Annotated in this window: 23 protein-coding genes and 1 pseudogene; 13 read left to right on the forward strand and 11 right to left on the reverse strand. The window is 44.9% G+C overall.

The features are described 5' to 3' along the window. Window positions 1-70 precede the first annotated feature (70 nt). Window positions 71-871: an IclR family transcriptional regulator gene (locus ACJJIJ_RS05035; RefSeq protein ID WP_444938802.1), complete on the reverse strand. Its 801-nt coding sequence runs from the start codon at window positions 869-871 to the stop codon at window positions 71-73. A 375-nt stretch (window positions 872-1,246) separates the two neighbouring features. On the opposite strand from ACJJIJ_RS05035, the gene ACJJIJ_RS05040 reads away from it, so the two are divergent. The 4 genes from ACJJIJ_RS05040 to ACJJIJ_RS05055 all read left to right on the forward strand — a co-directional run bounded on the left by ACJJIJ_RS05040 (window position 1,247) and on the right by ACJJIJ_RS05055 (window position 9,009). Beyond that, window positions 1,247-2,656 (forward strand): serine hydrolase domain-containing protein, encoded by a 1,410-nt coding sequence (locus ACJJIJ_RS05040; protein ID WP_444938803.1) that lies wholly within the window; start codon window positions 1,247-1,249, stop codon window positions 2,654-2,656. 23 nt (window positions 2,657-2,679) lie between these two features. Then, complete coding sequence (locus tag ACJJIJ_RS05045; RefSeq protein ID WP_444938804.1) at window positions 2,680-3,474, forward strand: class I SAM-dependent methyltransferase; 795 nt, start codon at window positions 2,680-2,682, stop codon at window positions 3,472-3,474. A 501-nt stretch (window positions 3,475-3,975) separates the two neighbouring features. Beyond that, window positions 3,976-6,192, forward strand: a complete 2,217-nt coding sequence (locus ACJJIJ_RS05050; RefSeq protein ID WP_444938805.1) for a M3 family metallopeptidase — start codon at window positions 3,976-3,978, stop codon at window positions 6,190-6,192. Between the two features lie 564 nt (window positions 6,193-6,756). Then, window positions 6,757-9,009 carry a M12 family metallopeptidase gene (locus ACJJIJ_RS05055; RefSeq protein ID WP_444938806.1) on the forward strand — a complete coding sequence of 751 codons (2,253 nt, stop codon included), beginning with the start codon at window positions 6,757-6,759 and terminating at the stop codon, window positions 9,007-9,009. Window positions 9,010-9,199: 190 nt separating this feature from the next. On the opposite strand, the gene ybiA is transcribed toward ACJJIJ_RS05055, so the two are convergent. The 6 genes from ybiA to ACJJIJ_RS05085 all read right to left on the reverse strand — a co-directional run bounded on the left by ybiA (window position 9,200) and on the right by ACJJIJ_RS05085 (window position 17,318). Continuing rightward, a complete protein-coding gene (gene ybiA / locus ACJJIJ_RS05060) occupies window positions 9,200-9,757 on the reverse strand; it encodes a riboflavin biosynthesis intermediates N-glycosidase (protein ID WP_252085475.1) in 558 nt (185 codons plus the stop codon). Between the two features lie 249 nt (window positions 9,758-10,006). Next, a complete protein-coding gene (locus ACJJIJ_RS05065; RefSeq protein WP_252085476.1) occupies window positions 10,007-11,653 on the reverse strand; it encodes an amidohydrolase in 1,647 nt (548 codons plus the stop codon). 109 nt (window positions 11,654-11,762) lie between these two features. After that, complete coding sequence (locus ACJJIJ_RS05070) at window positions 11,763-12,824, reverse strand: PQQ-dependent sugar dehydrogenase (protein ID WP_444938807.1); 1,062 nt, start codon at window positions 12,822-12,824, stop codon at window positions 11,763-11,765. A gap of 1,010 nt (window positions 12,825-13,834) precedes the next feature. Beyond that, a complete protein-coding gene (locus ACJJIJ_RS05075) occupies window positions 13,835-14,236 on the reverse strand; it encodes a hypothetical protein (RefSeq protein WP_444885330.1) in 402 nt (133 codons plus the stop codon). 1,170 nt (window positions 14,237-15,406) lie between these two features. After that, window positions 15,407-15,829 carry a DUF805 domain-containing protein gene (locus tag ACJJIJ_RS05080; protein WP_444916243.1) on the reverse strand — a complete coding sequence of 141 codons (423 nt, stop codon included), beginning with the start codon at window positions 15,827-15,829 and terminating at the stop codon, window positions 15,407-15,409. 22 nt (window positions 15,830-15,851) lie between these two features. After that, window positions 15,852-17,318: an MltF family protein gene (locus tag ACJJIJ_RS05085; protein ID WP_444938808.1), complete on the reverse strand. Its 1,467-nt coding sequence runs from the start codon at window positions 17,316-17,318 to the stop codon at window positions 15,852-15,854. 149 nt (window positions 17,319-17,467) lie between these two features. Here ACJJIJ_RS05085 and ACJJIJ_RS05090 point away from each other — a divergent pair, with 149 nt between their 5' ends. From ACJJIJ_RS05090 to ACJJIJ_RS05125, 8 genes are all read left to right on the forward strand, one after another. Then, on the forward strand, window positions 17,468-17,782 hold the full coding sequence (locus ACJJIJ_RS05090; protein ID WP_252085480.1) for a hypothetical protein: 315 nt from the start codon (window positions 17,468-17,470) through the stop codon (window positions 17,780-17,782). A gap of 99 nt (window positions 17,783-17,881) precedes the next feature. Continuing rightward, a complete protein-coding gene (locus ACJJIJ_RS05095) occupies window positions 17,882-18,151 on the forward strand; it encodes a hypothetical protein (RefSeq protein WP_444938809.1) in 270 nt (89 codons plus the stop codon). 59 nt (window positions 18,152-18,210) lie between these two features. Next, a complete protein-coding gene (locus ACJJIJ_RS05100; RefSeq protein ID WP_444938810.1) occupies window positions 18,211-18,435 on the forward strand; it encodes a hypothetical protein in 225 nt (74 codons plus the stop codon). 24 nt (window positions 18,436-18,459) lie between these two features. After that, the gene (locus tag ACJJIJ_RS05105; protein ID WP_152453974.1) at window positions 18,460-18,657 is read left to right on the forward strand and encodes a hypothetical protein; all 198 of its coding nucleotides are present in this window, start codon (window positions 18,460-18,462) and stop codon (window positions 18,655-18,657) included. Between the two features lie 4 nt (window positions 18,658-18,661). Next, the gene (locus tag ACJJIJ_RS05110; RefSeq protein WP_252085482.1) at window positions 18,662-18,913 is read left to right on the forward strand and encodes a hypothetical protein; all 252 of its coding nucleotides are present in this window, start codon (window positions 18,662-18,664) and stop codon (window positions 18,911-18,913) included. Between the two features lie 12 nt (window positions 18,914-18,925). Continuing rightward, entirely contained in the window at window positions 18,926-19,162 is a 237-nt protein-coding gene (locus tag ACJJIJ_RS05115; RefSeq protein WP_444885327.1) for a hypothetical protein, read from the forward strand. Continuing rightward, on the forward strand, window positions 19,155-19,460 hold the full coding sequence (locus ACJJIJ_RS05120) for a hypothetical protein (protein WP_444938811.1): 306 nt from the start codon (window positions 19,155-19,157) through the stop codon (window positions 19,458-19,460). Before ACJJIJ_RS05115 ends, ACJJIJ_RS05120 begins: the two co-directional genes overlap by 8 nt. 512 nt (window positions 19,461-19,972) lie before the next feature. After that, complete coding sequence (locus tag ACJJIJ_RS05125) at window positions 19,973-20,725, forward strand: hypothetical protein (protein ID WP_444938812.1); 753 nt, start codon at window positions 19,973-19,975, stop codon at window positions 20,723-20,725. A gap of 94 nt (window positions 20,726-20,819) precedes the next feature. Here the strand turns inward: ACJJIJ_RS05125 and ACJJIJ_RS05130 are convergent. The 3 genes and pseudogenes from ACJJIJ_RS05130 to ACJJIJ_RS05140 form a co-directional block, all read right to left on the reverse strand. Further along, window positions 20,820-21,020, reverse strand: a pseudogene (locus tag ACJJIJ_RS05130) (IS481 family transposase); the annotation flags it as partial. 225 nt (window positions 21,021-21,245) lie between these two features. Beyond that, window positions 21,246-22,169: an ADP-ribosylglycohydrolase family protein gene (locus tag ACJJIJ_RS05135; RefSeq protein ID WP_444938813.1), complete on the reverse strand. Its 924-nt coding sequence runs from the start codon at window positions 22,167-22,169 to the stop codon at window positions 21,246-21,248. Beyond that, complete coding sequence (locus ACJJIJ_RS05140; protein ID WP_444938814.1) at window positions 22,170-22,949, reverse strand: NUDIX hydrolase; 780 nt, start codon at window positions 22,947-22,949, stop codon at window positions 22,170-22,172. 120 nt (window positions 22,950-23,069) lie between these two features. On the opposite strand from ACJJIJ_RS05140, the gene ACJJIJ_RS05145 reads away from it, so the two are divergent. Further along, on the forward strand, window positions 23,070-23,276 hold the full coding sequence (locus tag ACJJIJ_RS05145) for a DUF2905 domain-containing protein (protein ID WP_252085488.1): 207 nt from the start codon (window positions 23,070-23,072) through the stop codon (window positions 23,274-23,276). Between the two features lie 257 nt (window positions 23,277-23,533). Here the strand turns inward: ACJJIJ_RS05145 and ACJJIJ_RS05150 are convergent, their stop codons facing one another. Continuing rightward, window positions 23,534-25,705 (reverse strand): TonB-dependent hemoglobin/transferrin/lactoferrin family receptor, encoded by a 2,172-nt coding sequence (locus ACJJIJ_RS05150; RefSeq protein ID WP_444938815.1) that lies wholly within the window; start codon window positions 25,703-25,705, stop codon window positions 23,534-23,536. Window positions 25,706-25,760 lie beyond the last annotated feature (55 nt).

The following is a 25,760-nucleotide window of genomic DNA, read 5'->3' on the forward strand; positions in this document are numbered from 1 at the left end:
AGGCAGCTGTGAGGTGATGAGTTGTCCCCCAGGTTGGTCGCATTGAGCTACTAACCTGGGGTTAAGCTATCTAGTAGCGGATCAGCATGGCCTCTATATTGCCGACCATATTTTTCAATAGGGGGGCGACTTCTTCTTCCAGGAATTCTGGACCCAGGCGGTAAGCAGGGCCGCCCGCGTTAAATGTATAAATGCGCCCCTGGCTTAATTGTAGGGGGACAGCAATACCATTAACATCGCGATTCCAGTCGCCAAAGGAGCAACAAAAGCCGCGCTGTTTATAGCTTGCTACCGCTTCTTCAATTCCAACCTTGATTTTTGGCCAGCGCTCGCTATTCCTTTTCTCCAGATGCCCATAAAAGTATTCGCGCTCCTCTTGAGGTAGCGCTGCCAAGAAAGCCCTTCCTGAACCACTGGTAGCTAAAGAAACACGGTTACCTATTTCGTAGCGAAAAGTCGTAACATTAGCGGCTGCACAAAACTCGACAAATATCATGTCGAGTCGATCACGGTCAGACAGCCCTACAGCAGTTCCTGTGGAGTTTGCAAGGTCTTGCATTAGGGGTTTGGCAACCTGCCGAATAGCCAGATTAGAGACGAAAGAGTAACCCAGCGCTAGTACGCCGCTACCTAGTTGGTACTTTTCCAGTCGGTCTGAGTAGGTCAAATAGCCTAATTTTGTCAGAGTATAGGTTAACCGTGAAATACTGGAGCGAGGCAAGCCTGTGCGTTGGGCGATTTCAAGGTTACCCAGAAAGCCATCACCGGGCTGAAATGCCCGCAGAACATCCAGTCCTCGCGCGAGAGCTTCAATAAACTTGCGATCGGGTTCTGCGCTTTTCTTTCTTGGGAGATCACTCAGCGGAGCCATGGTCTTAAATCCTGCTTCTATAGTAGCAAGTATACAAATTTTACTCCTGGATCTGAAGTTAGATACTTAGCCTTAAAGAGAAATTTAGGGCTGTGAAGGGTGTTTGGAAAATAATGAGCAGTAGCGTAAATTGTGGTTGTACTTGGGGGGCAACTGTGAATCCGGGGCAAGAGTGTTCTTTAATGCCGATATGGTTTAATTGTATTTTTTGCGGAATACCTATATATACATTCTATTTATCGTATTTTGCATAGTTGCTCCTTGTTTCAAAGTTGAAATTAGTGTTTGAATCCGTTACCAGTGAACTTTTCCAGGTTTGAGCTCATTTAAAAAAGAATTTTAGATATGATAATAAGGCTTCTCATTAGTATCACAATGGCTTTGATGGTCGTTAGTAACTGTTATGCCATAGATGATAAAGTTGGAAAAGAAATAAAATCAGCTCTGGAAGAGCTGTCTAATAGCAACCGCTTAATTGGCTCACATTTTGTTGCGGTAGTTGATAAGAACGGGCTTGATTTCTTTTATGCTTCTTCTGAAGGTGGTCCTCAAGTTAAAGAGAATACGCCTTTCTTAATCGCAAGTCACACAAAGTCTTTTACCAGTACTTTGATGGCTATCCTGCATAACTCGGGCAAGTTAGATTTAGATAAACCTATATCATCTTATAAGCTCCAGCTGGGGCTTGAGGGAAAAGTTGACACCAATAAAATCAGTGTTAGGGATTTACTTACCCATACGTCTGGATTTACAAGTGTTCAACATACCTTTAAGTCAGCTTTTTTAGGTTATTCCGGTACAGAGGAGCTGGTACATTCATTAAGTGAGAATCTGCTTATAGCGCCAGATTACAACTTTAGGTATTCAAATACGGGCCCGATAGTCGTGTCGATGATTGCAGAGAATGTCACTGGAAAAGCTTGGGGAGAGCTTATAGAGAAGTATATAACTGAGCCTCTGGATATGAATTCGACTACGAATAAGGTATCCAAAGTGGAAAATTTTCTTCCATCTATCATCACCTCCAGTGATGGTAATATCTTTACTTCAGGACATTTTAAGTCTGATCTAACGATGCACCCCTCAGGAGGCTTGGTTTCTACTGTAAGTGATTTGGCGACATGGCTTCAGGTAAATATAAACAAAGATAGGTCAAATATATCTAAGATTAATATTTTTGATGAGCTTCATGAAAAGCAGGTAGATCAATCAAAAACCTATTTCACCTATAAGAGAACAGGCTACACCTTGGGGTGGGATCTGGCAGAGTATAATGAAGAGACCCTTTTAACTCGCTTTGGAAATTATGGTGGATATAGCATCCATGTATCATTTATACCAGAAAGAGAGATAGGTGTAATTGCATTTACCAATCAGGATGCAGCTTATATGTTACCCCATGTAATAGCGAATTATACTTATAACTCAATTTTAAATAAAGCAAATAGGGATACGTTTTTTGAGCAGGAGATGAACCGGCTGAAGAAGTCTGTTCAAGGCGAGCTATTGGAAGCGCCAGATCCTGCCTTGGTTGTTAGCGCCGATAATTTCTCGGAAAACTTGCTTGGTACCTATGTTAATAATAATGGCTGGCCGGAGCAAAAACTCTATATCGAGGGTGATAAAGTGATGGTGAGCTGGGGAGGGCTCAGTGGACCACTGCTAAAAACTGGGGAGGTATATAAGGTGCATTTAGGAGCGCTCCAAAGAGATCTTTCATTTCATTTTCAGGATAAGGGCGTTGTTAAGTCCCAGAATGGATCAGTCAAGTTCATTAAAATATAAGCTGGGCGCTAAAGAGGTGTTCCATGAAAGAAAATATAGATTTCTTTGTCAGTAAATCCTTGGCCTCCTGGGGTGAGGCTGGGCCTGTTCACTGGGAATTCAGCAAGCGGCTACTTGAGAAAGTTTCCGAGTCTAATTTTAATGCCTTAGAACAAGACTTTGATGGTATGTTGGATGGGTTTGATCTTTCCGGAAAGTCAGTGGTTCAAATTTGCTGCAATAATGCGAAAGATTTAATCTCCATCAAAAAGAAAGGTGCCGGGCTCTGTGTGGGGATTGATGGATCCCAAGCTTTTGTCGATCAAGCTCGGCTTTTGGTAAATGCCTCTAGGTGTTCGGATGTAGAAATCGTATGTTCTAACATCTATGAGTTGCCTGATGAGTATATCGGCCGTTTTGACTTTGCGGTTATCACTATTGGCGTACTTAATTGGATGCCGGATCTAAAGCAGTTTATGAGAATTTGTACTTCCTTGCTGAAGCCGGGTGGTTATCTTTTAATGGAAGAAATACATCCGGTTCTAAATATGTATGAGGAAGGTAATCCCTCACACATTACCATGTCTTATTTCAATCGCGAGCCGCAAAAGGATGATCAAGGTTTGGGCTATCTGGATGGTAGAAAATATCAGGCTAAAGAAAATTATAATTTTCATCACACCTTGTCCGATATTTTGATGGCGGCAATTGAAAGTAATCTATCTCTACAGAAGTTTGTTGAACTCGGGAAGAATGTGGGTAATTGGTGTGGAGATTTGGAAAGCTCTGAATGTGTTCCGCCAATGGCAATGCTGGCTTGTTGGAAAAAGGACTTATAGATTTTGACGTTCACCAAGGTCCTAAGCTATAGAGCCAGTAGAAATAGGCTAAGAAAAGAGGCCTGCCATTGAATTTAAGTCTTAAATTCCTGAATTTTCGTGTTTACACGAATAATATTTCTTCCGGCGGTGAAAACTCAATGTTTTAGCGGGCGTGCCACTGCTGTCTACTTGGTGTTCTGTAGATTTCTTGGGCAGCAGCATCTGTATTGAGATCGCCTAATTTGCTTTATTGTGAGGCTAAATGAGCCACATTGGCTAATTATTCGAATGATTTATAAGTACAAATGAAAACACTTAATAAATCGTTATCAAAATTGAGTGTACTCTTTATGCCCATGGTGGCGCCGGTAGTCCAAAGGGGGAGGTTGTCGCACAAATCACTCACTTAGCCGCAGTTTCAGACTGCTGAGACGGTAGAATTGGCCGGCATAGGCCAAGAGAGGGTAGAATCCCGCTCTTAAAACTATTAAAAGACCCTTTTTTACGAGGAGATAGCAAATGCGTCAGACAATGATCGCACTAGCCGTAGCCGCATCCCTGGCGGTTGTGGGCGGTTGTGGTGAAAAGGCAAAACAGACTGAGGTAGCGAAAGACACTGTGAAAGCCGAAGAGTCCATGGCTGTAACTCCAGAGCACGCCAGTAACATGCTGCTGGCAGAGTGGACTGGTCCCTTTGGTGGTGTACCTGCGTTTGACAAGATGAAGCTGGAAGATCTCAAGCCCGCAATTGAAAAAGGCATTGAGATAAGCCTTACTGAGCTGGATGCGATCGCCTCAGACTCCGCTAAGCCATCCTTTGCAAACACCATTGTGCCAATGGAGCGCAGTGGCGCCGAGCTGGGCCGCGCAACGGCTTACTATGGAATCTGGGCTGCGAATATGTCTTCACCGGAGTTCCGCAAAGTTCAGCAAGAGCTGGCACCGATCTGGGCTGATTACGAGTCCAAAATTTACCAGAACAAAGACTTGTTTAAGCGCATTAAGGTAATCTACGACCAGCGCGACGCGATGGATCTGGATGCTGAACAGAAGCGTGTGGTTGAGCTGATCTATACCCAGTTCTCTACCAATGGTGCCACCCTGGAAGGTAAGGCCAAGGAGCGCTATGCGGAAATCAACAAGCGCCTGGCTGAGCTTTATACCAAGTTCTCCAACAATGTACTGGCAGATGAGGAAGGCTACGATATCTTCCTGAGCAAAGATCAGTTGAGCGGCCTGCCGGAATCCTTCGTAGCCGCGGCGGCAGCCCTGGCGGAAGAGAAGGGCGAGAAGGGTAAGTACGCAATTACCAATACCCGCTCCTCCATGGACCCATTCCTCACTTACTCCGATAACCGAGAGTTGCGCAAGCAAGTGTGGACCAACTACTACAGCCGTGGCGACAATGGCGATGAGCGTGATAATAACGCCATCATTGCTGAGATCCTGAAGCTGCGCGATGAGCGTGTGGGCCTGCAGGGCTTTGACAACTACGCTGAATGGCGTCTGCAAGACCGTATGGCTAAAAATCCTGAGCGAGCCATGGACCTGATGGAAGCGGTATGGCCCGCAGCAGTTGCCCGCGTAAAAGAAGAAGTAGCTGATATGCAGGCGGTGGCGGATGCCGAGAAAGCCAATATCACTATTGAGCCCTGGGACTATCGTTACTACGCCGAGAAGGTTCGCAAGGCCAAGTACGACTTGAACTCCGATGAAGTGAAGCAGTACCTGCAGCTAGATAACCTGCGTGAAGCCATGTTCTACGTAGCTGGTGAGTTGTTCAACTTCAAATTCACCCCGGTGAAAGAAGGTTCCGTACCGGTATTCCACGAAGATGTTAAAGTCTGGGAAGTCACTGACAAGACCAGTGGCGACCATATCGGCCTCTGGTACCTGGACCCATTCGCACGGGCTGGTAAGCGTTCCGGTGCCTGGGCAACCATGTATCGTGACCACTCCACCTTTGATGGCAAGAAGAACGTCCTGTCTTCTAACAACTCCAACTTTATCAAGGGTGCGCCGGGCGAGCCTGTACTGGTGAGCTGGGACGATGCCGAGACTTTCTTCCACGAGTTTGGCCACGCCCTGCACTTCCTTGCTTCCAACGTGACCTACCCGACCCTGAACAGCGGTGTTCGCGACTACACCGAGTTCCAGTCCCAGCTGCTGGAGCGTTGGCTGTCTACCGATGCTGTCATCGATAACTACCTGGTGCACTACAAGACTGGCGAGCCTATTCCTGCGGATCTGGTGAAGAAGATCAAGAAGGCTGCCAAATTCAATTCAGGCTTTGCCACTACTGAGTACCTGGCCTCCGCCTTGATTGATATGAAGTTCCACACCGCTGACCCAGAGGGCATTGACCCAGATAAGTTTGAGCGTGAAACTCTGGACAAGCTGGGTATGCCGAAAGAGCTGGTCATGCGTCACCGCACTCCGCACTTTGGTCATATCTTCTCTGGTGAAGGTTATGCAGCCAGTTACTACGGTTACATGTGGGCCGACGTGCTGACTTCCGACGCCTCTGAGGCCTTCTCCGAGTCCAAAGGTGGCTTCTACGACAAAGAGGTAGCAGCCAAGCTGGTGAAACACCTGTTTGCACCGCGTAATGCTGTAGACCCCGCTGATGCTTATCGTGCTTTCCGTGGTCGTGATGCCAATATCGAAGCGTTGATGCGCGATCGTGGCTTCCCGATCCCGGAGAAGAAAGAGAGTACGGTTGCCTCAAAGAACTAGTTTATTGATTTAATAAATTGTTCATGAAAAAGCCGCATCTTTGGATGCGGCTTTTTTTAAGTGGTCTTTAAATTAAGAGGTGCATAGGAATTAAAAATATATTGATCGTGCTTACGATGCCTGCCCATTAAACTGTAAAAGCCTTCCTTATTAATACTTCCTTTGCTTCTCCTTTTAGCTCGTCTGTGGATACAGAGTAGAAAATTCTGGGTGACTTATCTTTTTTGGCTAAAGTCTTCATTTCTAAAAAATGAGCCCCTAACTATAATTGCTGCTGTCTATTTCTATCGAATTCAGGTAACTGGTTCCTTTGTTCCGTATTTTTCTTGTTGTTGCTGATAGATGAAATTTAAATAAAATATTATGAAGCTGCCTCTTGAAGTATTCTTCTCGCTTTCTGCCCTTACGTTCATAAATTAGCAATAAATATCCTATCGACCTTAATTTTTAGCGGCTGTATTCTTGCCCGCGGCGACACGCTCATGGACGTTTAAATATTTTGATTTGCATCAATTGAGTTTGTCGTCTTTCGAGATCTTGAACACCAGATTAGGTTACAAATCCGTGAATTTTCAGAGAAGGAACATGAAAATGAAAAAGTTAACCGGAGCATTACTGGGGGTCGCCACAAGCTTGGCCTTATTGAGTCAATCGACAATGTCATTAAGTCAGATAGAGGCTAATGGTATTCCAAGCTTTACTGCGACTGAATTTGCTCAATTGGAAGAGCAGTTCACCTCGAGAAAGGTAATGCTTGATGGCAAGCTCTATCAGTTAACTGGTGATATGCTGGAGCCTCTTTCGCAGGATTCTGAGCAAGTCAGTGTTATGTCAGCCTTTGAGTTGTCAGCAAATAAGTGGCCTGAAGGTATTGTCTATTATGATTTTTATGAAGATGTAACAGAGGAAAATCGCCAGCGCTTCGTTGATGCCACCAAGGTTTGGGAGGAAGTTGCAAATTTACAATTTAAACTGCGCACGGATCAAGCCAATTATATCTATGTGCGAAATGGTAGTGAAAATCGGTCTATGGTTGGAATGTCCGGCGGTGGCCAGTTTTTCAGTATGAACAACTGGGATATGAAATATATCATTGTTCATGAGCTGGGTCATGCCATCGGCATGAGACATGAGCAGCAGCGTTCTGATCGGGATCAATATGTGATTATCCTTGAAGATAATATAAAGCCAGCGTATATCTACAATTTTGATGTTCGTCAATCACACAACTACGGTGAATACGACTTTCTGTCAGTTATGCACTATCCCTCCCATGCATATAGCGTGAATGGCGATGCGACTATTGTCCCCAAAAAAGGCTATGAGGAATATGACGGTATAGTAGGGCAGCGTGTTGACCTAGGGGCTGGTGATCAGGTAGGGGCGGCCTCACACTATGGTACTGTGAACATCTATATTCCTGATTCGGCATTTAAAGCTTATTTACTCGCCTACTTCGATGCAGATAATGATGGTGAAATAAGTAGTTTAGAGGCGGCGAAGGTTGAGGAAATTCATACCCCTGGAAACGGTGAAATTCAATCTTTGCAAGGTATACATTTATTCCGATACTTAAAACACCTCACTGCCGCCAATGAAAATCTAACGGAAATACCTGAGTTGCCCAAACGCTTGAAGTCAATAAATTTTTCTGGTAACTATTTGGATTCGGTTCAATTTGAGTGGGTAACGGATAAGCCTTTCCTGAAAGAGGCAGATTTTACCAATAATCTATTGGATGTTTATTCCTGTGAAATGCTCACCTTTATTAATGGTGTGATCGAGGGAGGTAATATCCAATACAGCCCGGTTAAGGGCGGTGGAACATTTATTTGTGATGAAGAAGCGGAGCGAACACTTATTTCTGGCAAACCAAGGGTCGACTTGCGGGGGAAAGATGGCAAGCTATTTCACATTGATGTCCCTGAAAATGCTCAAAAACTGACTATTCAAACAGAAGAGTCGGAAATAGGCGGTGAGATGAATGTATATGTGGCTCATAACCGCCTACCCGATACCATAGATTTTGACTACAAGTCTGAAAATACCGGTAATATCGAAAACATACAGATCATCTCGCCTCAGTCAGGCCGTTGGCATGTATTGCTAACACCAGTTGAGCGTTCATTTGAAGGCGTGGATCTAACCGCGACTCTGGATTTGGGAGGTGAGCCTGGCAACCAGCTAGTCAACCTTCAGGAAATAGGTGGGTTGGCTGCCAGTAAGGGGGAGGCCTTGTACTTCACCATGAACGTTCCCCAAAATGCTAAAGATCTACAGTTTGCCATGAATGGCGGCAGTGGTGATGCGGACCTCTATGTGCGCTTTGGAGAAAAACCAACAGAATCTGCCTATGATTACCGTCCCTATTTAGGCGGTAATGACGAAACTGTTTCAATTGCTAATCCGAAAGCCGGTGTGTGGCATATTATGCTATTGGGCTATGCGGATTTTGAGCAAGTCTCTTTAATGGGCTCCTTCAAAAGGTTTACCCCAGAAGAGTTCCTCGTAGCTGGTGAGACCATTGCAGACTTGGATGGCAAAGCGGGTGATGCGCTCACTTTTAAAATTCAAGTGCCAGAGGGTGTAGCCAAACTCTCTATTGCCACCGGACCTTCATTTATCGCTTCTCTTGGTGATGCAGATTTGTATATAAAGTACGGTGAGGAGGCTTCTGTGAGCAACTCGGATTTCACTTCAGAAAACTGGACCAGTCATGAGTCTATAAATGTGAGTGCGCCTCAAGCAGGCGTCTGGTATGTTACCGTTTATGGCTACACTGATTTTGAAAATCTCTGGTTAAGTGTTGATTATTAACGGCTAGGTAATTTATTTATTTTGGGTGATGGGTTGATTTAAATTTAAATCAACCCATTGCCTGCTTTGCTTTTAAAAAATCGATCAATTGCAATATTTTGTGTGTGTGCTTGATTCAGTGAAAGCGACTTAGGGAAGGTTGGGTCATACTTTATTGGCGATATTGGTTGAAACTACTTAGGGCTTCATCCTAGGAGGGGTTAAAGCTCAGTTGATCTCTCACTTCCATAAGTGCAAAGCCCATAAGGTTAAGGCCTGCCCAGGTTCTTGGGTCTTGTATTGTCGAGCTATCCTGCGCTTGACCTACCCCCCAAATTTTATCAACGGGGCTAGCCTCCACTAAAACCCTATCCTTTGTATTGAGCAGAAATCTCTTCAGGTCATTATTTTGGGAAAACTTAGCAAGGTTACCATTAACGACAATCTCAAATCGTTTTTTTATCCAGATATCATGGTTAAAACCAACAACCTGCCGGCCTAATTCCTTGGCTTTACCTGGGTGGTCTGAGGTTAGAATCTTCTCACAGGCTTTATGGTCCTTAAAAAGTTTGGCCTTGTGATACATCATGTAGTGCTCAGCGGTAATAAAATGATACCCATCTTCCTCGAATTTGGTGTCATACCACTGGCTAAGACAGCTCTTTGAGATCTGGTTATCTATTTCTTGATGCCCCCAAAAAAAGACATAATTAACTGTATTTCCGTTATCTACGAAGTCGATAAGTTGATCTCTTGACCTTATATTCATTTTTACTCCAGTAGTTAATTTATAAGACTTCTATGGTGGCATTTAAGGCTTATTACAAAAGTAAGGATTACTTTTGTGCAAAACTCCATGTTCGGCGAGTTTGCTACTGAAAAGTTATAGGCTCATTTTTTAAAAGTACATTACAGATGCATTGGGGCTCCAGGAGCCCCGGATCGCCTGCTTATTGGTATGGGTTTACCCAAGCATGTAGCGATTTATCGAAAAATGGTAGCGCCAAGCCAATTTTGGCTATCGCTGATACACTTTTTCCCCTTCAACCCAAGTCTGTAAAACTTGTACCTGCCAGATTTCTTGTGAATCTATTTCAAAAATATTCTTATCTAGCAAGATAAAATCGGCAAATTTTCCGGGCTGTAGGTTGCCTATTACTTTCTCTTGGTGGCCGGCATAGGCCGCATCCAGGGTAAATGCGCGCAGGGCTTGCTCCAGCGTCATTGCTTCTTTGGTGCGCCAGCCTTTGCTAGGGTTACCCTGGCGGTCGCGGCGGGTGGTTGCGGCATGAAGGCCAAACAAAGGGTTGGCGGGTTCAACCGGGAAGTCGGAGCCAGCGGCTATTGGTGTGCCCTGGTTGAGAAGTGTTTGCCAAGCGTAGGCGCCGATCAGGCGTTTATCACCAAGGCGGTCACCCGCCATATTTTTGTCGCTAGTGGCGTGGGTGGGCTGCATGGAGGCAATCAGGTTGAGCTGTGCGAAGCGGGGAATATCCTTCACCTCTATAACCTGTGCGTGCTCTACGCGGTGGCGATACTCTTGCTGGCTTTTCTTTTTATCCAGGGCCTCAAGATGGTTGAGTACGATATGATTGGCTCTATCGCCAATCGCATGTACGTTCACCTGGAAGTTGTTATCCGTGGCCAGTTTCAGTAGCGATAACATTTTGCTCTCTGGGTAGAGCAGCAACCCCTTCTCCTGTGGGCGGTCGTGATAGGGTTCCAGAAGCGCTGCGCCACGGCTGCCCAGGGCACCATCGGCAGATAATTTAATGCTGCGCATATAGAGTCGCGTTTCTGGGCTGCCGATATGGCCAGCCTTCAGCAACTTCACATAGTTGTGGCTGTCCACCGATAACATTGGATAAACCCGCATAGGAATGGCGTTTTCCTTGGCCAATTCTCGGTAGGCAGTGAGGGTTTGTTCGTTGATACCCGCATCGTGCACACTGGTCAATCCCAGAGAAAGCGCCGTAGTAAAGGCGTTTTGCAGGGACTTTTTTTCCTGGGCTAGGGTGGGGGAAGGTACTGCCTGTTGTAGCAGGCTCATGGCGTTGTCAATTAAGATCCCAGTGGGTTCCCCTTCGCTATCCCGCAGAATCTCTCCGCCCTCAGGGGCCTGCGTGCTCTTATCGATACCGGCAAGATGCAGGGCTTTGGAGTTTGCCCAGCCTGCGTGGCCATCTACCCGCCGCAACCAGATGGGGTGATCAATCTCCAGAGCGTCCAGTTGCTCACGACTGGGGAATTGCTTACCGGGCCAGGTGACTTGGTTCCAACCGCGGCCAAGCAGCCACTGGCCTGGTTCCAGTCTCTCGGCTTGGTGTTTTATCGCCGCAAGGGAATCCTCCAGAGAGTGGTCGCGCAGATCCAGCAACTCATTAAGTTGCCCAAGGCCCAGCATATGTCCGTGAGCATCAATCAGGCCGGGCAGTAAGGTCTTGCCCTTGGCATCTATCCGTTCAGCATCTGAATACTTTTCATCCAGCTCAGTAAAATTACCAGTATCCAGCACCTTGCCCTGGTCGAAGGCCATGGCATTGAACTGAATTAACGCTTTATCCGTGGTTTGGTATCCTGAAAAGTTATGGATGAGTGTCACTGCCTGGGAGCTGAAAGAAGTGGCGGCAAGCAGTGTCGCCGCCAAAGTTTGGGCTAGACGCATATTGGAATGCCTTGTTGTTTTCGTTATTGGCCATTCTATGGTGGCTTCATGCCCCCTGAAAAGTAGATTAAATGGCTACTGGGTTAATGAGTGTGGGAGTAGGGGCTTCTTACTGATCGGGTTCTATACGAAGTAAATGGCCCTGGGGTCCATCGGTGATGATGTAGAGATTGCCGTCTGCTCCGATTTCAGCGTCTCGAACCCGCTCACCGATGACAATTCTTTTCTCAATATTCAGCGGATCCCCTTGCGGATTGATTACCCTCAGGTCTTGGGTGACCAAACCAGCGGAAAGGAGGTGACCACGCCACTGTGGAAATGCTGTGCCGGTATAAATGGTTAGGCCGCCGGGGGCATGAGTATCAATCCAGGCAAGGAAAGGAGAGGTAAATTCCGGGCTGGCAATTTTGAAAGAGATGTTGGATCCATCCCGATAATCTCTACCAAAGGTCACCCTGGGCCAACCGTAGTTAGCGCCCTTTTGGACTTGGTTTAATTCGTCTCCAGCTGCAGGACCGTGCTCTGAGGACCAGATAACCTGGCTTTCAGGGTCGATAGCAAGCCCCTGAGGGTTGCGGTGGCCAAAACTCCAAATCTCTGGGAGGGCGCCTTTGGTATTTACAAAGGGGTTGTCACCAGGTGCTGAACCATCAGGGCTAATACGGATTATTGAACCAAAGTGTGTTTGTAGATTTTGTCCCTGCTCACGGGCAAAGATGTCGAGAAAATCCTGTGGGGGGTTGCCGCCGTCCCCAATACTGGCCAGGAGGGTACCGTCAGGGAGAAAGGCAAATCTCGAACCAAAATGTGCGCTATTCTTTTTACCCTGAGCTGCCTTGAATATCTCTTGAAAGTCCACCAGCTGGCCACTTTGCCACTTTCCCCTACCAATAGTTAGGCGGTTACTTTCGGTATTGCCACTAGCGTAACTAAAATAAAGTAGCTGGTCTTTGTCAAAGTTTGGGCTGGCAATTACATCCAGAAGCCCTCCTTGCCCCTCAAAGAAAACCTGCGCTGGAAAATCAATAGCTTCGGAAAGGGTATTGTTGCTTATGGTGCGTAACTTACCATCTCGCTGAGTGATGATTAGAGTGCCATCAGGGAGCAAGGCTATACCCCATGGATATGGAATAGGGCCTGTCACCTTACTAATCTTAATTTTGTCTATCACGGGGATCGCGCCCCGGGAAAGAAAAGTATCAGCAGAGCTTACACCAGAGATGATTGTGCAAGTGAAAGCTAATAATGTTGTATAAAAAGAAATCCTTCTCACTTTAGGCGACCCCTGGGGTAGGTGGGTGTGCCGAACAGTATAACAATAGAGCTATTGACAACAATGTCGATTTGCCTAGTGCAATGAGCACTACGCATTGCATGAAGAGTCTCTTTCTTAGTGCTACCTAGCCTATACTGAATTATTTTTTATTTTGTAAAAATTCAATAGTGAGATAATCAATCTTTTCAGCTTATCAGCTAAAAGTAGTAGGAGAATAATTTACCCAAAATATTTTAGGTTTTTCAACGTTCTACTTATGTCGAGATTGTGATAATGGTAGTGAAATTAGTTGATGTGGCGCCAAAATACTTTTGACTTGTGGGAGTAGATGGGTGTCAATGAATAGCAGATAACGGGGGAATAGCAGCTCTTTTGGTGAAAAAAATAGCTAAGGGGGATAGTTGTTTAGGGTATGTAATTCGATTTTATAGACTTTATGGTTAAGCGGTATATTAATTGAGCATGGTATGTAATACCTATGTTAATGCTATGGCCTTCATTTTCTGGGGTTTAAGATCTACATTGACAGGCCTTGCTATTTAAGCAGGCTATAACAACTCTTAAAGAGTTCTTCTCAAGAAAATCTGATGTTTCAGCGGATTCTACCCCAGCCTCATTGAGGCTAAACAAAGAAGTTAAATCCCTTCTTTTTGAAAGCAAGCATATATGTACTCCATGTATCAACCAAGGAGTAATGGCTACCGGCACAGGCTGGAGTTAAAGAAAGCCTGTTGCTTTTCCTTTCATTGGTGAATATCTGTTACTCAGGCAACTAATATTTTAGTTTTACGCAGGATAAAAAGCCATATCTACTAGTTAGGGTTGTTATTTGTTGAGATAGAAATAACGTGTTAAGCAGCTCTCTATATTTTTATTTCAAACAAAACTATTTTAATACTTTTGTCTTAGTGACGATTGTTGTGTTTAGCAGTTGCTTTTATATTTGCCACTTGCCTTACCCCAAGCCCGAACCTTTTGGCAACTGCTGATCGAGATTCACCAAAGTGCAAAGCTTGTAAAATCTCACGATTACGTGCCTGAATGTCGATTTGTCGTGATGTGGGTAAGGTGAGATAGGTACCGCCATAGATGTCACTAAGGGTTTGCAAGGATTGGATGGGTAGTATATCTATCAGCTTGCTTCTCTCTGGATATTTAGGGATATAAACATCCTGCCCTCCAAAAGAAGCTATCAGTATAAGCATATCGCTATAGCCAATTAGCTCGATAAGCTCTTGCATCAGATCTGGTAGCTTCTTGTGATCAATCTCCACACTATAAAAGCGGTTTTGGTTCCCTTGCTGCATTTTGTCATCCTTGTCAGATATAACATGCAACGAGAGTACGATTAACGATATACCCTGGCGTAGAGTGAAATGGTTCCCAGTGCGTTATGGTGTGGCTTTGTGCTCTTTTGATTTTTTTAGGAATGGATGAAAGTGAAAAAAGATTTTATGATGAAAGGAAAGGTAGTATTTACAAGTTGTGGGGAAAAGTAACACCGGAGTTTGCAGTATCCGGGATTGAATTTTGATTTTTTGATCTTTGTAGATATTTAGGGAATATATGTGGGCTCAAAGGCATTGACCTACTAGCCGATAGCCAAATACTTTAATTCATTGTTCTATGGTAGCTCGTTGTTAATGATGAATGTTGACATTTTCAATAAATGTCAATGATTTAATACTTCTTGGTTGGGTGGAATTAATCATTGGTTTATCTCTACTTGAACTTTTCTTCTTTTAAGGGGCGTTCTATGAAGCAAGCCCTCTTGAAATAATTGTCTGGGAGAGGAGCTGATAAAAGTTAGTAGCCGCTTAAAACCATGTAGATGCAACTATCAGGGGGGTATTTTTTGCCCATACTCCTAGGAGTCAATCCTTAGATGCTTTATGCTCTTTAGCTGTAATTTATAGGTAGGGCGATACTAAAAGATGAGAGAGAATGTTCACTTTAGAGAATAGTGGTTAGTTTGTTGGGTGAGGGGTGGCATTCAAGAGTTGAATACACATGCCTCACGCCCTTCTATCATTCTATGGGAAGAGAAGTCTATATAGGTGTTTGAGGCTTCTTTGCTCCCTATCTTCTTTGCGGTACAGACTTTACTTTACAGCTTATGAGGATGCTCTATTTGTCTTTATTCGATTAAAAGAGGTAAATAGAAAGTAAGAGTTTATAAATTTATTTTTTAATTGTGATGTGATTCACTTGCTATGTAAGTGAATTACATTGATGTGTAGAGTTTAAGTCTTAAAAATTGGCTCCATGAAGGATCGCAATAATGCTTGTAGGGTATTCTTTCTCTAAGAATATAGTGGTTTTTTCTTAGAGGTGTCAGTGTTTTTAATAAATTTTGGTTTTGAAGTTGGCTAAAAACTATTTTGTAATTAGGAGGGTGGTTGTCTGGATATGATAGGTGGCACTGTATGGTAATGTTTGATGTAAGTGCGCCCAGCGGATGGCCAGGCGCTATTTTCCTACTGAGTGTCAGGTCTGTTGTACAAGGTGTCTTCAGGTTCTAGCAACTTTTCGCTGTTTGAATTCCTGGCTGCATTGGGGGCAAAAAATAACTCTGCGCAAACCCATATTGCTCCAATGCCTGGTATGGCAACGATCAACATACGACGGGGTAGCCCAGAACTGCGAAGGCGTTTGCTGCATACTGTTAGCGAAACCCAGATTATGCTTAGCTGAACCGGGACACTGACTACCGCCATAAATATTTCTGCGGTTTTCCAAATTCCATCGCTGAAATTAAAATTGCCATATTCCAATATTAGCCCAGTAATAAACTGAATGCAGAGCACCGGTATTATAAAAAGCAGCCAGAACTGTCGCCGCGTTACGTTACCATCAAAGTTGAAATAAAAATCCAGATAGTCTTGATCCCTCATGAGCATTTCCTCATCTGATTGTCAGAGCTTATATGGTGTGGTTACGAGGTAATGTATTATCATCGGGAATTGCTTCACCATTTTTCTTAAGGCTCTCAAGCCGGGATCGGTAATCGGCTTCTCTCTGAAATATTTTGCGCACATAATGGCGGGTTTCTGTGCCGCGGCAATAGCCATATTTTACCTCTGGATTATTGTAGAACTCTGCTTTTTGCAAGAGTACGATGTAATCTTCAACTCCTTTGCTGTTGCTGGTTGAGAACCATTGGTTAGGATTCACCCCATCCTGCAGTGCTAGTCGGCGGGCATCTAAGACGTGTCCTGCACCTGCGTTATAGGAAGCAAAAGTAAAGGCCATGGCATCCCGTTTCGGTAAATTCATCCAACGTTGATATTGATTCAGATTGTACTTGGAGCCACCTTGGATATTTTGTGCCGGGTTAAAGTTATCCTTTACTCCCATTTCATTGGCAGTTTCAGGCATTAACTGCATTAGCCCCTGTGCCCCGGCGCGGGATATGGCATTGGGCCTAAAGTTGGATTCTGTAGATGCTTGTGCGGCAAGCCATACCCAATCGAAAGGTTCAATTGCATAGCGTTTAAAGAGCTTGTCCCAGGGGCTTAACGTGTTATTGGGTAGGATATATTCTTGTTGGTAGCCTACTCTTAGCTTGTTCGGTTGGCTCAGAAATTTCTGGAGTATTGTCTGGGCCTCTGCACTTTTCAGCCAACTGTTGAGATCGTCTAGGAGAGAAGTATCATTATCCTTGGTTAAAGCAAAAGCAACCCTTCGATTTTCCCCAAATACCAGCGAGGTATCTAAGTTATTTCTGTAACCATTACTTCCATTCACGATGTGTTCATCGGCGATAGTGAAATCTATTTCCCCCATGCTAACGGCATCAATGAGTTCAAGAATTGATACTGTTTTATCCGCAAAACCAATTCTGATTGCTGTCATGTTTTTTGCGCTTCCGGGATAGGTCAGGGGAATTTCTTGAGATAGGGCTTTCTCCTCTATCTCATCAAGATAGGCGCTATCTTGATGAATAGTGAGTGTTTTTCCTTTTAGATCCTTGAATACGGCTAGAGCTTTTTTTTTGCGCTGTACGAGTACCTCCCGTGTTTCAAATAATGTGTGACTAAACGTTATTTGTTTTTCCCGTTTGCGGGTGTGAGTAAGATCTGCAGCTGCTATATCTACGTTTCCTTCTTTCACTAAATTTAAAATTTTGTTAATCGATGACACTTTTTTGAATTCAATATTTACGCCCAGGTGCTCTGCATAAGCTTGTAGTAAATCGCATTCCAGCCCGGCAGGTTGACCACGATGATAATAACAGCCCACCCCATCCATTCGTGTGGCTACAGTTAACGTGTCTATTGCCAGGATACTGTTGAGTCGATTCTTCGGGATCGTGCAGGCATAGATAATGACTCCTGAGAGGATCATTGCTGAGAGAAGGAAAATCCAACTTTTATTGAATGACTTCATGATAGCTCCTTGACTTGGTTTAAATCTTGGAGCCTATCGATGTCTCGCTAAGCCAAAAGGAGGAAGCAATTCCCGATTAACTGGTTATAAATCGCGGTTTAGAGTGATCGGGCTACATACCTAGCAACCCTCTAAGAGAAGGAAAAAACATGTCTGATGAAACTGATAGCAACTTGGAAGGAATTGATCCCTCGCCTTACCGGGATCGGCTCGACCCCAAAGTATCTGATGAAACCACTTCAAGTGCTGCGAAAAGCCTAAATCTAGATGGATTGCGCGATCTTTCTGCACTTTCCAAATTACAGGTACGTGAATTTACTCATACCAGTTCTACCCAGATGCAGGCCACATCCAATGCCATGACACAAATGGCTGCGGCTGGCGCCACTGCGGTAAATGCTATTTTGGGTAATGGTAGTAAAGGGGAGGGGCAGAAAGATACTGCACAGCTATCTAATCGCTGATGGAGAAAAGTTTCCCGATTATCAGTGGTTGGGATTTTCCGTACAGTGATATAGCCCAATAACTGGGTTGATTAATTAACTGATTGAAAGGAAAAAATTATGTCTGATGAAACCAATACTGTAGACGGTATTCAACCTTCCCCTTATCGCGATCGTGTTGACCCTAAAGTGTCTGACCAGACAACCAGTTCTTCAGCACAAGGCCTGAATCTGGATGGTCTACGTGACCTGTCTGCGCTCTCCAAGCTGCAGGTTCGTGAGTTTACTCACACAGGTGCAACACAAATGCAAGCAACCTCCAATGCTATGACGCAAATGGCGGCGGCAGGTGCAAAGGCCGTAAATTACATCATGGATGGCGGTAAGTAAGGTTTTTGACCTTCAAGGGGTAGCGGTTTATCGCTACCCCTTAATAAAAGGAGCAAGTTATGAGAAATACTTTCCGAGATCGCCTGGCGACTAAAGTGGTTGATCAGATGGCAACTTCTTCAGCACTTAGCCTTCATCTAGATGGTCTGCGCGATTTGTCTGCACTATCTAAACTACAAGTACGTGAATTTACCCATACCGGCGCAACTCAAATGCAGGCAACAGCAAATTCAATCCTGCAAATGTCGGCAGTTGGGGCGCGCACATTTAGAGATACCTTCTAATTTACTGTCTGAAAGGATTAACAGATGGCAAAGGATGATGATACACCAACGCTTAGGGAGCTCTCCGCAGGGAAGGGGAGGCTGATTGATGTGATGTCTAGTGCTTACTTGCAGCGTTCCATCAATAGCGCTGTGGAAACTACGCTGCAAGATCAAGTCAATGCGCGTAACCAGCGTATGTTGTTGATGACTAAGCAGCTAAATAAAATAGTTGATTTGTAATTTTATGAAAGACGAGGGGGGGGCGGCAAAAGAAGGGAAGCGTATGTCTTCCTCTTTTTTGGTTCAAAGTGCAGCCGATCATGTAAGGGATACAGCCTTACAAACCTCTACAGTTGCCGGGAAAGCATTTCAGAAATGGTTGACCCAACCATTCAACCTCATCTTCCTGCTGATAATTATCGTTGCACATATACAGTTGATCGTGGCTGTGATTCAGAGTTTCTTGATGCTGTTGCTTTCAATGTTCATGCGTTAAGGATTTCAACTTATGCCTAATACAAAACCTACAAGAGAAAGTTACCTCCCTCCGGATTTTGAAGAGCAGCTGGATAAACTGATTAGCAGTCAAGGCACCGATGTTGACTTGGGTGAAGAACTACAGCAGTCAATCATGGCTATCTGCCGAGAAGTTAACGATGCATTGACAAAATCCTTTTCGGATATATCAACTACAGGCTTTGAGATGGATGACCAAATAAAGGGGCAAGGAGAAGATAATGAGTAATCAGCCTAAAAATACTTTTCAGCTGGATGTGAGTAATATTTCCAAGCAAATTGTGAGAAACGCGGTAGAGCTACAAGGAATTCACATTTTACAAGGAAAATCTGACTCGTTAAGGGATGAAAGACTTAGCAATATCATGTTAAAAAATAGTGTGATGATGAAGTGGCTTCAGAATCCATCCAATACCAGCTATAAGGAAGTATTAAGTGGTATAGGTGTCAACTCACTAAAAGACGATGTCAGAGAAGCTTATCAGTATGCTCTTGAAATGGTCCATCAAAAGAGTGATAAAAGTTAACATAGCGCTCCATTTGACCTTTAGTGACTAGAGGGCAATAACTCCTGGGGTTTCCTGGAGAGACCGGGGAGAGAAAATACAGCAGGAGCTTGCTGCAATGCAGCCAGATTATGATTTTGCGGTTTTTATCGGCCGCTTCCAGCCATTTCATTTCGGCCATTTGGCTGTGATTTAAGGTCGCTTACAAGAAACTAAATTTTTATATATTGAGATAATTATAGTTCTCTAGAAAAAATTTTCAGAAATTTAGATGGCGACGATTGAATGGATAGAGGGCTTGGTTAATCTGTTTTTCTACACCGCTCGTTAGCGGCTTCTCCAATGCTTAATCTATTCACCATGAAATAAATGTATATGTAATCAAACTAAGGATTAAGATACAAAGTAAATGCCAAGAGTATACAAAAAGGAGAAACATAAAGACAAAAAACCTTTCTAGTTAGCCCTAGACTTCTGCTAGCTATGTCAATGTAGCTTATTGAACACTCTGTAATTTTTTAAGATAGGAATTAATGATGCCAGTAACACAACTTAGCCAATTACCTAATGCTCGCGCAATTTGGAGTGCAATAGATCAGTACAATATTTATGTGGTCGCCACAATGAGCGATGCTTTCGCACAAATACCGGACACTGGAGCCGACTTTCAAATGCCACCTCCGATACTTATGTATCATGAAGGAGACATGTGTGCACTTCTCATAATGGGAGAAAGGCATGGCGCACAATCTCAGGATATAAGAGCAGCTGCAAAAAATACTGCAACTGCAATTTTAAATATTCCCGACACGATGATAGCAGTTGAAGAACCTATTGAAGTTAATGATAGACTCTATTCCAATGGTGGGGCCCAGAAACAATTATCATTAATTGGTGATCAAAACCTACTTACATACGACCCCTCTTTGAGAGGTGCAATTAGCGCCGAGCTTGCTGATCAAGGCTATCGTCTAAATACTGATGCTCAGCCCTATCGTTTTTCTGCAGAACAAGGAAGGCGTTATGATCCTAGATATGGACAAAATGGAAATGCGCCATTGATAAACAACCAAATGGCCACTTCTCTAAGCACCTATGCTAACACAGGGGCACTCATAGCTTATCCAGTTGGACCCGACCATCTAAGGTTTGGGCCCGATGCCTACGTCAGAAATGAGAATGAAACTTTACAAGGTCAACTCCTAGCAAAAAATTGGACGGTACTTGAAATTTCAGAACCTCCTCGTGGCGGTAACGGTAACGGTAACGGTAACGCTCAAAATTAACGGATAAATAAATATATCAAATTATTAATCTGTTGTAGTTCAGACTTGATCTGACAGTCACCGGTTTTTTAGAAGGTGCTCTGTCAGGTCAAATTCAGTTTACGAGCTCCTGCTTCCAGATACTTTTACCCTCTTCAAGGGTTGCTATCGGTGTGCGACCACAACACTTTTTACCCTGATGAGTTCGATCATTATTGTAATATACGAGCCATTCGTCCAGATCCTTTTGTAGGTCTTCTATTGATCCATAGATCTTTCGTCGCAACGATGGTTGGTAGAACTCTTGTAATATAGTTTATGGAAGCACTCACGATGGCCAGTACCAAACGATTCGCGAGCAGTAGTTAGGAGAGTATATCAATCAGCTTCGCCCAGTATTTCGCGATGGCAAGCTGTTGGTCGATCAGGATTTTGAGGCCGTCCGCTTACTGGCAGAAATGCCCACACAGGAGGGGATGCTGGCAACAGCTATCTGAGCTCTTCTTATTACATCGCGTTCAAGAGCCGGCTTATACCGGCTTTACCATTCATTGGCGACTGATAGTCCAACCTTATAGAGATCTTCTGCCAAGGTGTGAATTTCTTCCGACAAAGAGATTTGCTGGGCCCATTCCTCAGGTATTCCAGAAACTCCGTAGTAAGCTCCGGCTATTTGTCCGCAAATGGCTGCTGTTGTATCAGCATCGTTGCCAATATTGGCTGCCAAAAGAATGGCTTCCCGAAAACTATTGGTATTGAAAAAACACCAAAGCGCCGATATTAGGGACTCGATAACGTAACCACTTCCGGTTAACTCTTCATAGTGCTGGTCTAGAAATTGCCCACTGGCAATGGTTTTTACTTTTTCATTAGTTGGAGTTTGTTCGATAGAAGCGAGAAGCTCATTTTTATTGATGCCAATAAACATGGAAAGTATAAGATTACAGAGGAGTCGGCAGCTTTCGATGCATTCGTCCGAGCCATGAGTGGTTCTGGAGCTTTCCCCTGCGAAATAAATGGCATCCGAAGCTGTTGAAGAAAAAAATATGGGAATTGGCGCTAAGCGCATGAGTGAACCATTACCTGACGAGCGAGTAGATGTTGAACCACTAAAAGGATCACCTGTTTGCAGATATCGATTTAATGCGGATAAAACTGTTGAACCAATATCGAAGCACTCACCCGTAGAGCTCATATACCCATATTGGTACCAGTTACAGTAACGATTCATCTGATCAGTCGCACTGAAGCCTTTCTTCTGGAGTAAACTGTGGGCCAGGCAGAGCGCCATGGAGGTATCATCGGTCCATTGCCCCTTTTTTAATCCAAATGGGCCTCCACCTTCCATGTCTGATAAAGGAGTGAATTCCCCTTTGTACTTAAACTCCAACGTGGTACCCACAGCATCACCGCATGCGAGCCCGACTAAACAGCCTTTTACCTTGTCTAACGTTTCAATATTCACCTATAAAATCCTTCTTATACCTGCTTGAGAGTGATTGCTAAATAAAATTAGGGACAATGGGGCAGGGCTATTGCTCCAGATTCCACACGAAAGTATGTTTCCCTGAACCTGGCGCAAACTGTACAACGCGGCCGGGCGACCTCGCTCAGTACGTTTTTCACCGGTATCTATCAGAAGATCTGTCTGCTCAATCCTTCTGCGAAAGGACTTTTTCTGTAGAGGTTTGCCGATAATGACTTCGTGCACCTGTTGAAGCTCGGGTAGAATGAATTTTCTGGGCAGTGCGTAGGCTGGGATAATACTGTAAAGAGCCTTTTGAATAAGACGCTTATTTGCCTTATTAATAATTTTGAGATGGTCAAAGGCCAAGTTCATTTTCTTAACTTTTTCGATAGGCAGCCAGGCGACATCGGAGATGGTTTCTAATTCGCTTTCGCAGGCCTGATGAGCGATCAGAGCCGTGTAACAAATGGTTACAGGCCAGCCTCGCTGATCTCTGGAGGCGCTACCAAAGGTAGCTAGCTGCTCAACATAAGGGGGAACAACTCCGGTTTTCTCCTTGAGCTTTCGGGTGACCGTATCCTCTAGGGTCTTATCTTCGCTCTCGGAAATGAAACCTCCGGGCAGCGCCCATTTTCCCTGTTCGGGATGATTGGAGCGCTCTACCAGCAAAACTTTGAGTTGACTATCTTGATAAGTAAACAAGACGGCATCTACGGTAACTAGAGGGGCTTCAAAGTTGCCCTTGTAGTAGGCGGCAAGGAATTCTTTCTCGTTCATTGCCTCACTAAGTGTCAGTTGGTCACTTATGGTAGCTGCCTAATCCTGCGTGCTCAAGGGGGTTAGAGGGGTAAACAAATTCTTCTTGTCAATTGAATAGAGCAAAATGAGAGGAGAGCTATGTCACGCTGGTTGATTATTACTGGATTGGTCCTGATAGTCGTTGGTATAGCGCTGCATTTTGCCCCCTGGCTATTTAACTGGTTTGGCCGGTTGCCGGGGGATATTCGTATTGAATCTAGCCGCACTCGTTTTTATTTTCCAATTGTCTCGATGATTATTGTCAGCCTGATATTAAGCCTCTTAGTTAATTTTTTCCGCAGATAAATATTCTATTGATGCAGCAGAATAAAAAAAGGCCGCATTGGGGCGGCCGCAAGGGACTTATAGGAGAGTATGAGAAAAGGAGGGTGCGTTCTCCGCTAGTCAAAAAAGGTCGTCCGTGACCTACCTGATTCAGCCTCTGAAATTGCGCAAAAGCGCAGAGTGATTTGTATTTCAGGGGCTTTGCTGGCCGTGACCAGCGACGACGCTTCCTTGCGTCGTATCAATCCGGCTATCCACAAATTAGCCGGATTAATATTTTAGAAATCGTACTTAATGGATGCAGAGAAAGTACGGCCCGGAGCAGAGTTTACGTAGATATCACTGCCTTCATCCCAGCCAGCAACATTTAGGTAGGGCACAAACTCCTTGTCGAGCAGGTTGTTGACGGCCAGGTTGAGAGACATCTGCTCCATCAGCTGGTAGCCCAGTGTCCAATCTACAGAGCCATAGCCTGGAGTCCCTGTTTCGCCTTCATTGACATGTTCCATGCGGTCTGCCCAGCGCACTAGTACTTGGCTGGAAAGTTGTGCGACTGTGTAGCTGGCACCAACGACACCAGAAAGCGGGCTGATACTGGTGAGGTATTCGCCGGTGGTATCGTTTTCACCGCGTTGATAGCTGGCATTTGCAAATAGCTCGAATGCTGGAGTCAAGTACCAATTTGTGCTCAGCTCCACTCCTTTGATCGTCACTGAGTCGATGTTTTGGTATTGGTATTGCTCAAATACGTGAGAGAAACTGCCATCGTTGTTAAAGAAAGTTTCGCTTTCAATAAGCACTGTTTCGAGGAAGTCGTCGTACTCGGTATAGAAGGCGGCAGCGCTGAAGGCGATTGGGCCCAGGTGTCCACGCAGGCCGAGCTCAAAAGTATCGCTGGTTTCAGGGGACAGGTCGTCCGCTGGCAATACTTCATAAGCATAGGTAGAAGTTGGTTGCAGGTAATGCTCGATATAGGCCAGATCATAGGCCGGTACTTTGAATCCCTGGCCATACTGCGCGAAGGCAGACAAGCGGGAGTTGATTTTGTATAAGGCACCCAGGTTGAAGGAGAAGTTGCTCTCTTCAATCGTAGCAAAGGCTGTGCCGTCAGCTTTCTCTGCTCCATCGGGGTCCATTTCGTACCAGTCGTAGCGTACCCCGGGGGTTACAATCAGCTGGCCATTGGCAAAAGTCATTTCATCGTTCAGGAATAAGCCCGCGCGGGAGACGGTATTTTCCGGGAATTTTTCGGTGGTCACATCCAGGGTGGAACTACCTTCCACTTCACGATACTGGTGCATGGTACGGCGGCTTTCAGTTTTTTCCAGGTCGAGGCCATATCCCAGGGTGTGGGTTTCGTTCAGGGCCTTGCTGGCATTGGAGAGAAAGCCAATAGTATCTTGGCTATAAAGGCCAGTTTCCCACATATCACGAATTTCAAAAACTCCGAACATAGGGGCATTGATGTCCAGCTGGCCATACTGCTCGTCTTGCTGTTCGGATTCGTTTTTATACAGGCTGATATTTAGCTGGTCATAGACTGCACTAGGGGTCTCGCTGTGGTAACGCAGTTGGTAAGCGCGGACCTCTTTATCGGAGTTCGATTCTTCCTTGACGATGCTGTAGCCGTAATCGGCCAGCCCACGGAAGTAGTGGAGCAGGCCATCGGCGCTGTTGCCGGTGCTTTCCTGATTCCAGTGATCGATGCTAAAACTGACAAAATCCTCGCCGCCCAAGTTGTACTTGGCCTTGTAGAGCAGACTCTTGGATTCAATATCGAAGGGGTCCTGGTTTTCGTCGAAATTTTGTTGCTCTTCGCCATCGCGGAAGGTGGTATGCAGTAGTTGTTCAAAGTTGCCGGTGCGAAGAGCCAGGGTAGGGGAGATGTGTGATTGATTGGTAATACCGGTGTATCCGGTTTTGATCGCACCACCGAATTGCTCTCCATCCTCCAGATAGTCGCTGGCATCTTTGGTGGTGAATACCACGATGCCGGCAAGCGCATCAGAGCCGTATAAAGAAGACGCAGCGCCCTTGGCCACCTCTACCTGTTTCAGGGTATCTATTTCAATAAAGCCGCGGCCCACGATGTCATTTTTACCATTGGCTCCATAGCCTTCGTTAACCCGCATACCGTCTTTGATAATCAGTACCCGGTCGCCACCCATGCCGCGTACCAGGATATTTTGTGCACTGCCGGCGGCGCCGGTTACTTCAACTCCGGGCTCGTATTGGAACAGCTGATTCATATCGTTCAGCTGAAGCTGTTCGATGTCCTCATTGGTGACAACAGAAACACTTCCTGCGACATCTTTCAGCGGCTTTTCCGCGCGGCCGCTGACCACAATCAGTTCCAGGTCGCTGTTGGCTGCTGAGCCTGAAGTTTCGGCATGCAGGTTAGCGACGGAAGCCAGGCCCAGTATGGCCGCTGCAATTGGGCGAAGTTTCATGGTGTTGTCCTTGAGGTAATTTCTGTACTTCTGCTCTTGTTGGTCGGCAGTGGTT

Source organism: Microbulbifer mixtoriginis (SeqCode), assembly GCF_052467945.1.

Excerpts from the sequence above, each read along its gene's own strand:
- ACJJIJ_RS05095 (WP_444938809.1), top strand. The coding sequence starts at position 17,882 with ATGTCTGATGAAACCAATACTGTAGACGGTATTCAACCTTCCCCTTAT.
- ACJJIJ_RS05140 (WP_444938814.1), bottom strand. The coding sequence starts at position 22,949 with ATGAACGAGAAAGAATTCCTTGCCGCCTACTACAAGGGCAACTTTGAA.
- ACJJIJ_RS05115 (WP_444885327.1), top strand. The coding sequence starts at position 18,926 with ATGCCTAATACAAAACCTACAAGAGAAAGTTACCTCCCTCCGGATTTT.
- ybiA (WP_252085475.1), bottom strand. The coding sequence starts at position 9,757 with ATGAATATAAGGTCAAGAGATCAACTTATCGACTTCGTAGATAACGGA.
- ACJJIJ_RS05090 (WP_252085480.1), top strand. The coding sequence starts at position 17,468 with ATGTCTGATGAAACTGATAGCAACTTGGAAGGAATTGATCCCTCGCCT.
- ACJJIJ_RS05110 (WP_252085482.1), top strand. The coding sequence starts at position 18,662 with ATGAAAGACGAGGGGGGGGCGGCAAAAGAAGGGAAGCGTATGTCTTCC.
- ACJJIJ_RS05100 (WP_444938810.1), top strand. The coding sequence starts at position 18,211 with ATGAGAAATACTTTCCGAGATCGCCTGGCGACTAAAGTGGTTGATCAG.
- ACJJIJ_RS05035 (WP_444938802.1), bottom strand. The coding sequence starts at position 871 with ATGGCTCCGCTGAGTGATCTCCCAAGAAAGAAAAGCGCAGAACCCGAT.
- ACJJIJ_RS05040 (WP_444938803.1), top strand. The coding sequence starts at position 1,247 with ATGGCTTTGATGGTCGTTAGTAACTGTTATGCCATAGATGATAAAGTT.
- ACJJIJ_RS05080 (WP_444916243.1), bottom strand. The coding sequence starts at position 15,829 with ATGCTCATGAGGGATCAAGACTATCTGGATTTTTATTTCAACTTTGAT.
- ACJJIJ_RS05120 (WP_444938811.1), top strand. The coding sequence starts at position 19,155 with ATGAGTAATCAGCCTAAAAATACTTTTCAGCTGGATGTGAGTAATATT.
- ACJJIJ_RS05150 (WP_444938815.1), bottom strand. The coding sequence starts at position 25,705 with ATGAAACTTCGCCCAATTGCAGCGGCCATACTGGGCCTGGCTTCCGTC.
- ACJJIJ_RS05085 (WP_444938808.1), bottom strand. The coding sequence starts at position 17,318 with ATGAAGTCATTCAATAAAAGTTGGATTTTCCTTCTCTCAGCAATGATC.
- ACJJIJ_RS05050 (WP_444938805.1), top strand. The coding sequence starts at position 3,976 with ATGCGTCAGACAATGATCGCACTAGCCGTAGCCGCATCCCTGGCGGTT.
- ACJJIJ_RS05145 (WP_252085488.1), top strand. The coding sequence starts at position 23,070 with ATGTCACGCTGGTTGATTATTACTGGATTGGTCCTGATAGTCGTTGGT.
- ACJJIJ_RS05105 (WP_152453974.1), top strand. The coding sequence starts at position 18,460 with ATGGCAAAGGATGATGATACACCAACGCTTAGGGAGCTCTCCGCAGGG.
- ACJJIJ_RS05065 (WP_252085476.1), bottom strand. The coding sequence starts at position 11,653 with ATGCGTCTAGCCCAAACTTTGGCGGCGACACTGCTTGCCGCCACTTCT.
- ACJJIJ_RS05125 (WP_444938812.1), top strand. The coding sequence starts at position 19,973 with ATGATGCCAGTAACACAACTTAGCCAATTACCTAATGCTCGCGCAATT.
- ACJJIJ_RS05045 (WP_444938804.1), top strand. The coding sequence starts at position 2,680 with ATGAAAGAAAATATAGATTTCTTTGTCAGTAAATCCTTGGCCTCCTGG.
- ACJJIJ_RS05075 (WP_444885330.1), bottom strand. The coding sequence starts at position 14,236 with ATGCAGCAAGGGAACCAAAACCGCTTTTATAGTGTGGAGATTGATCAC.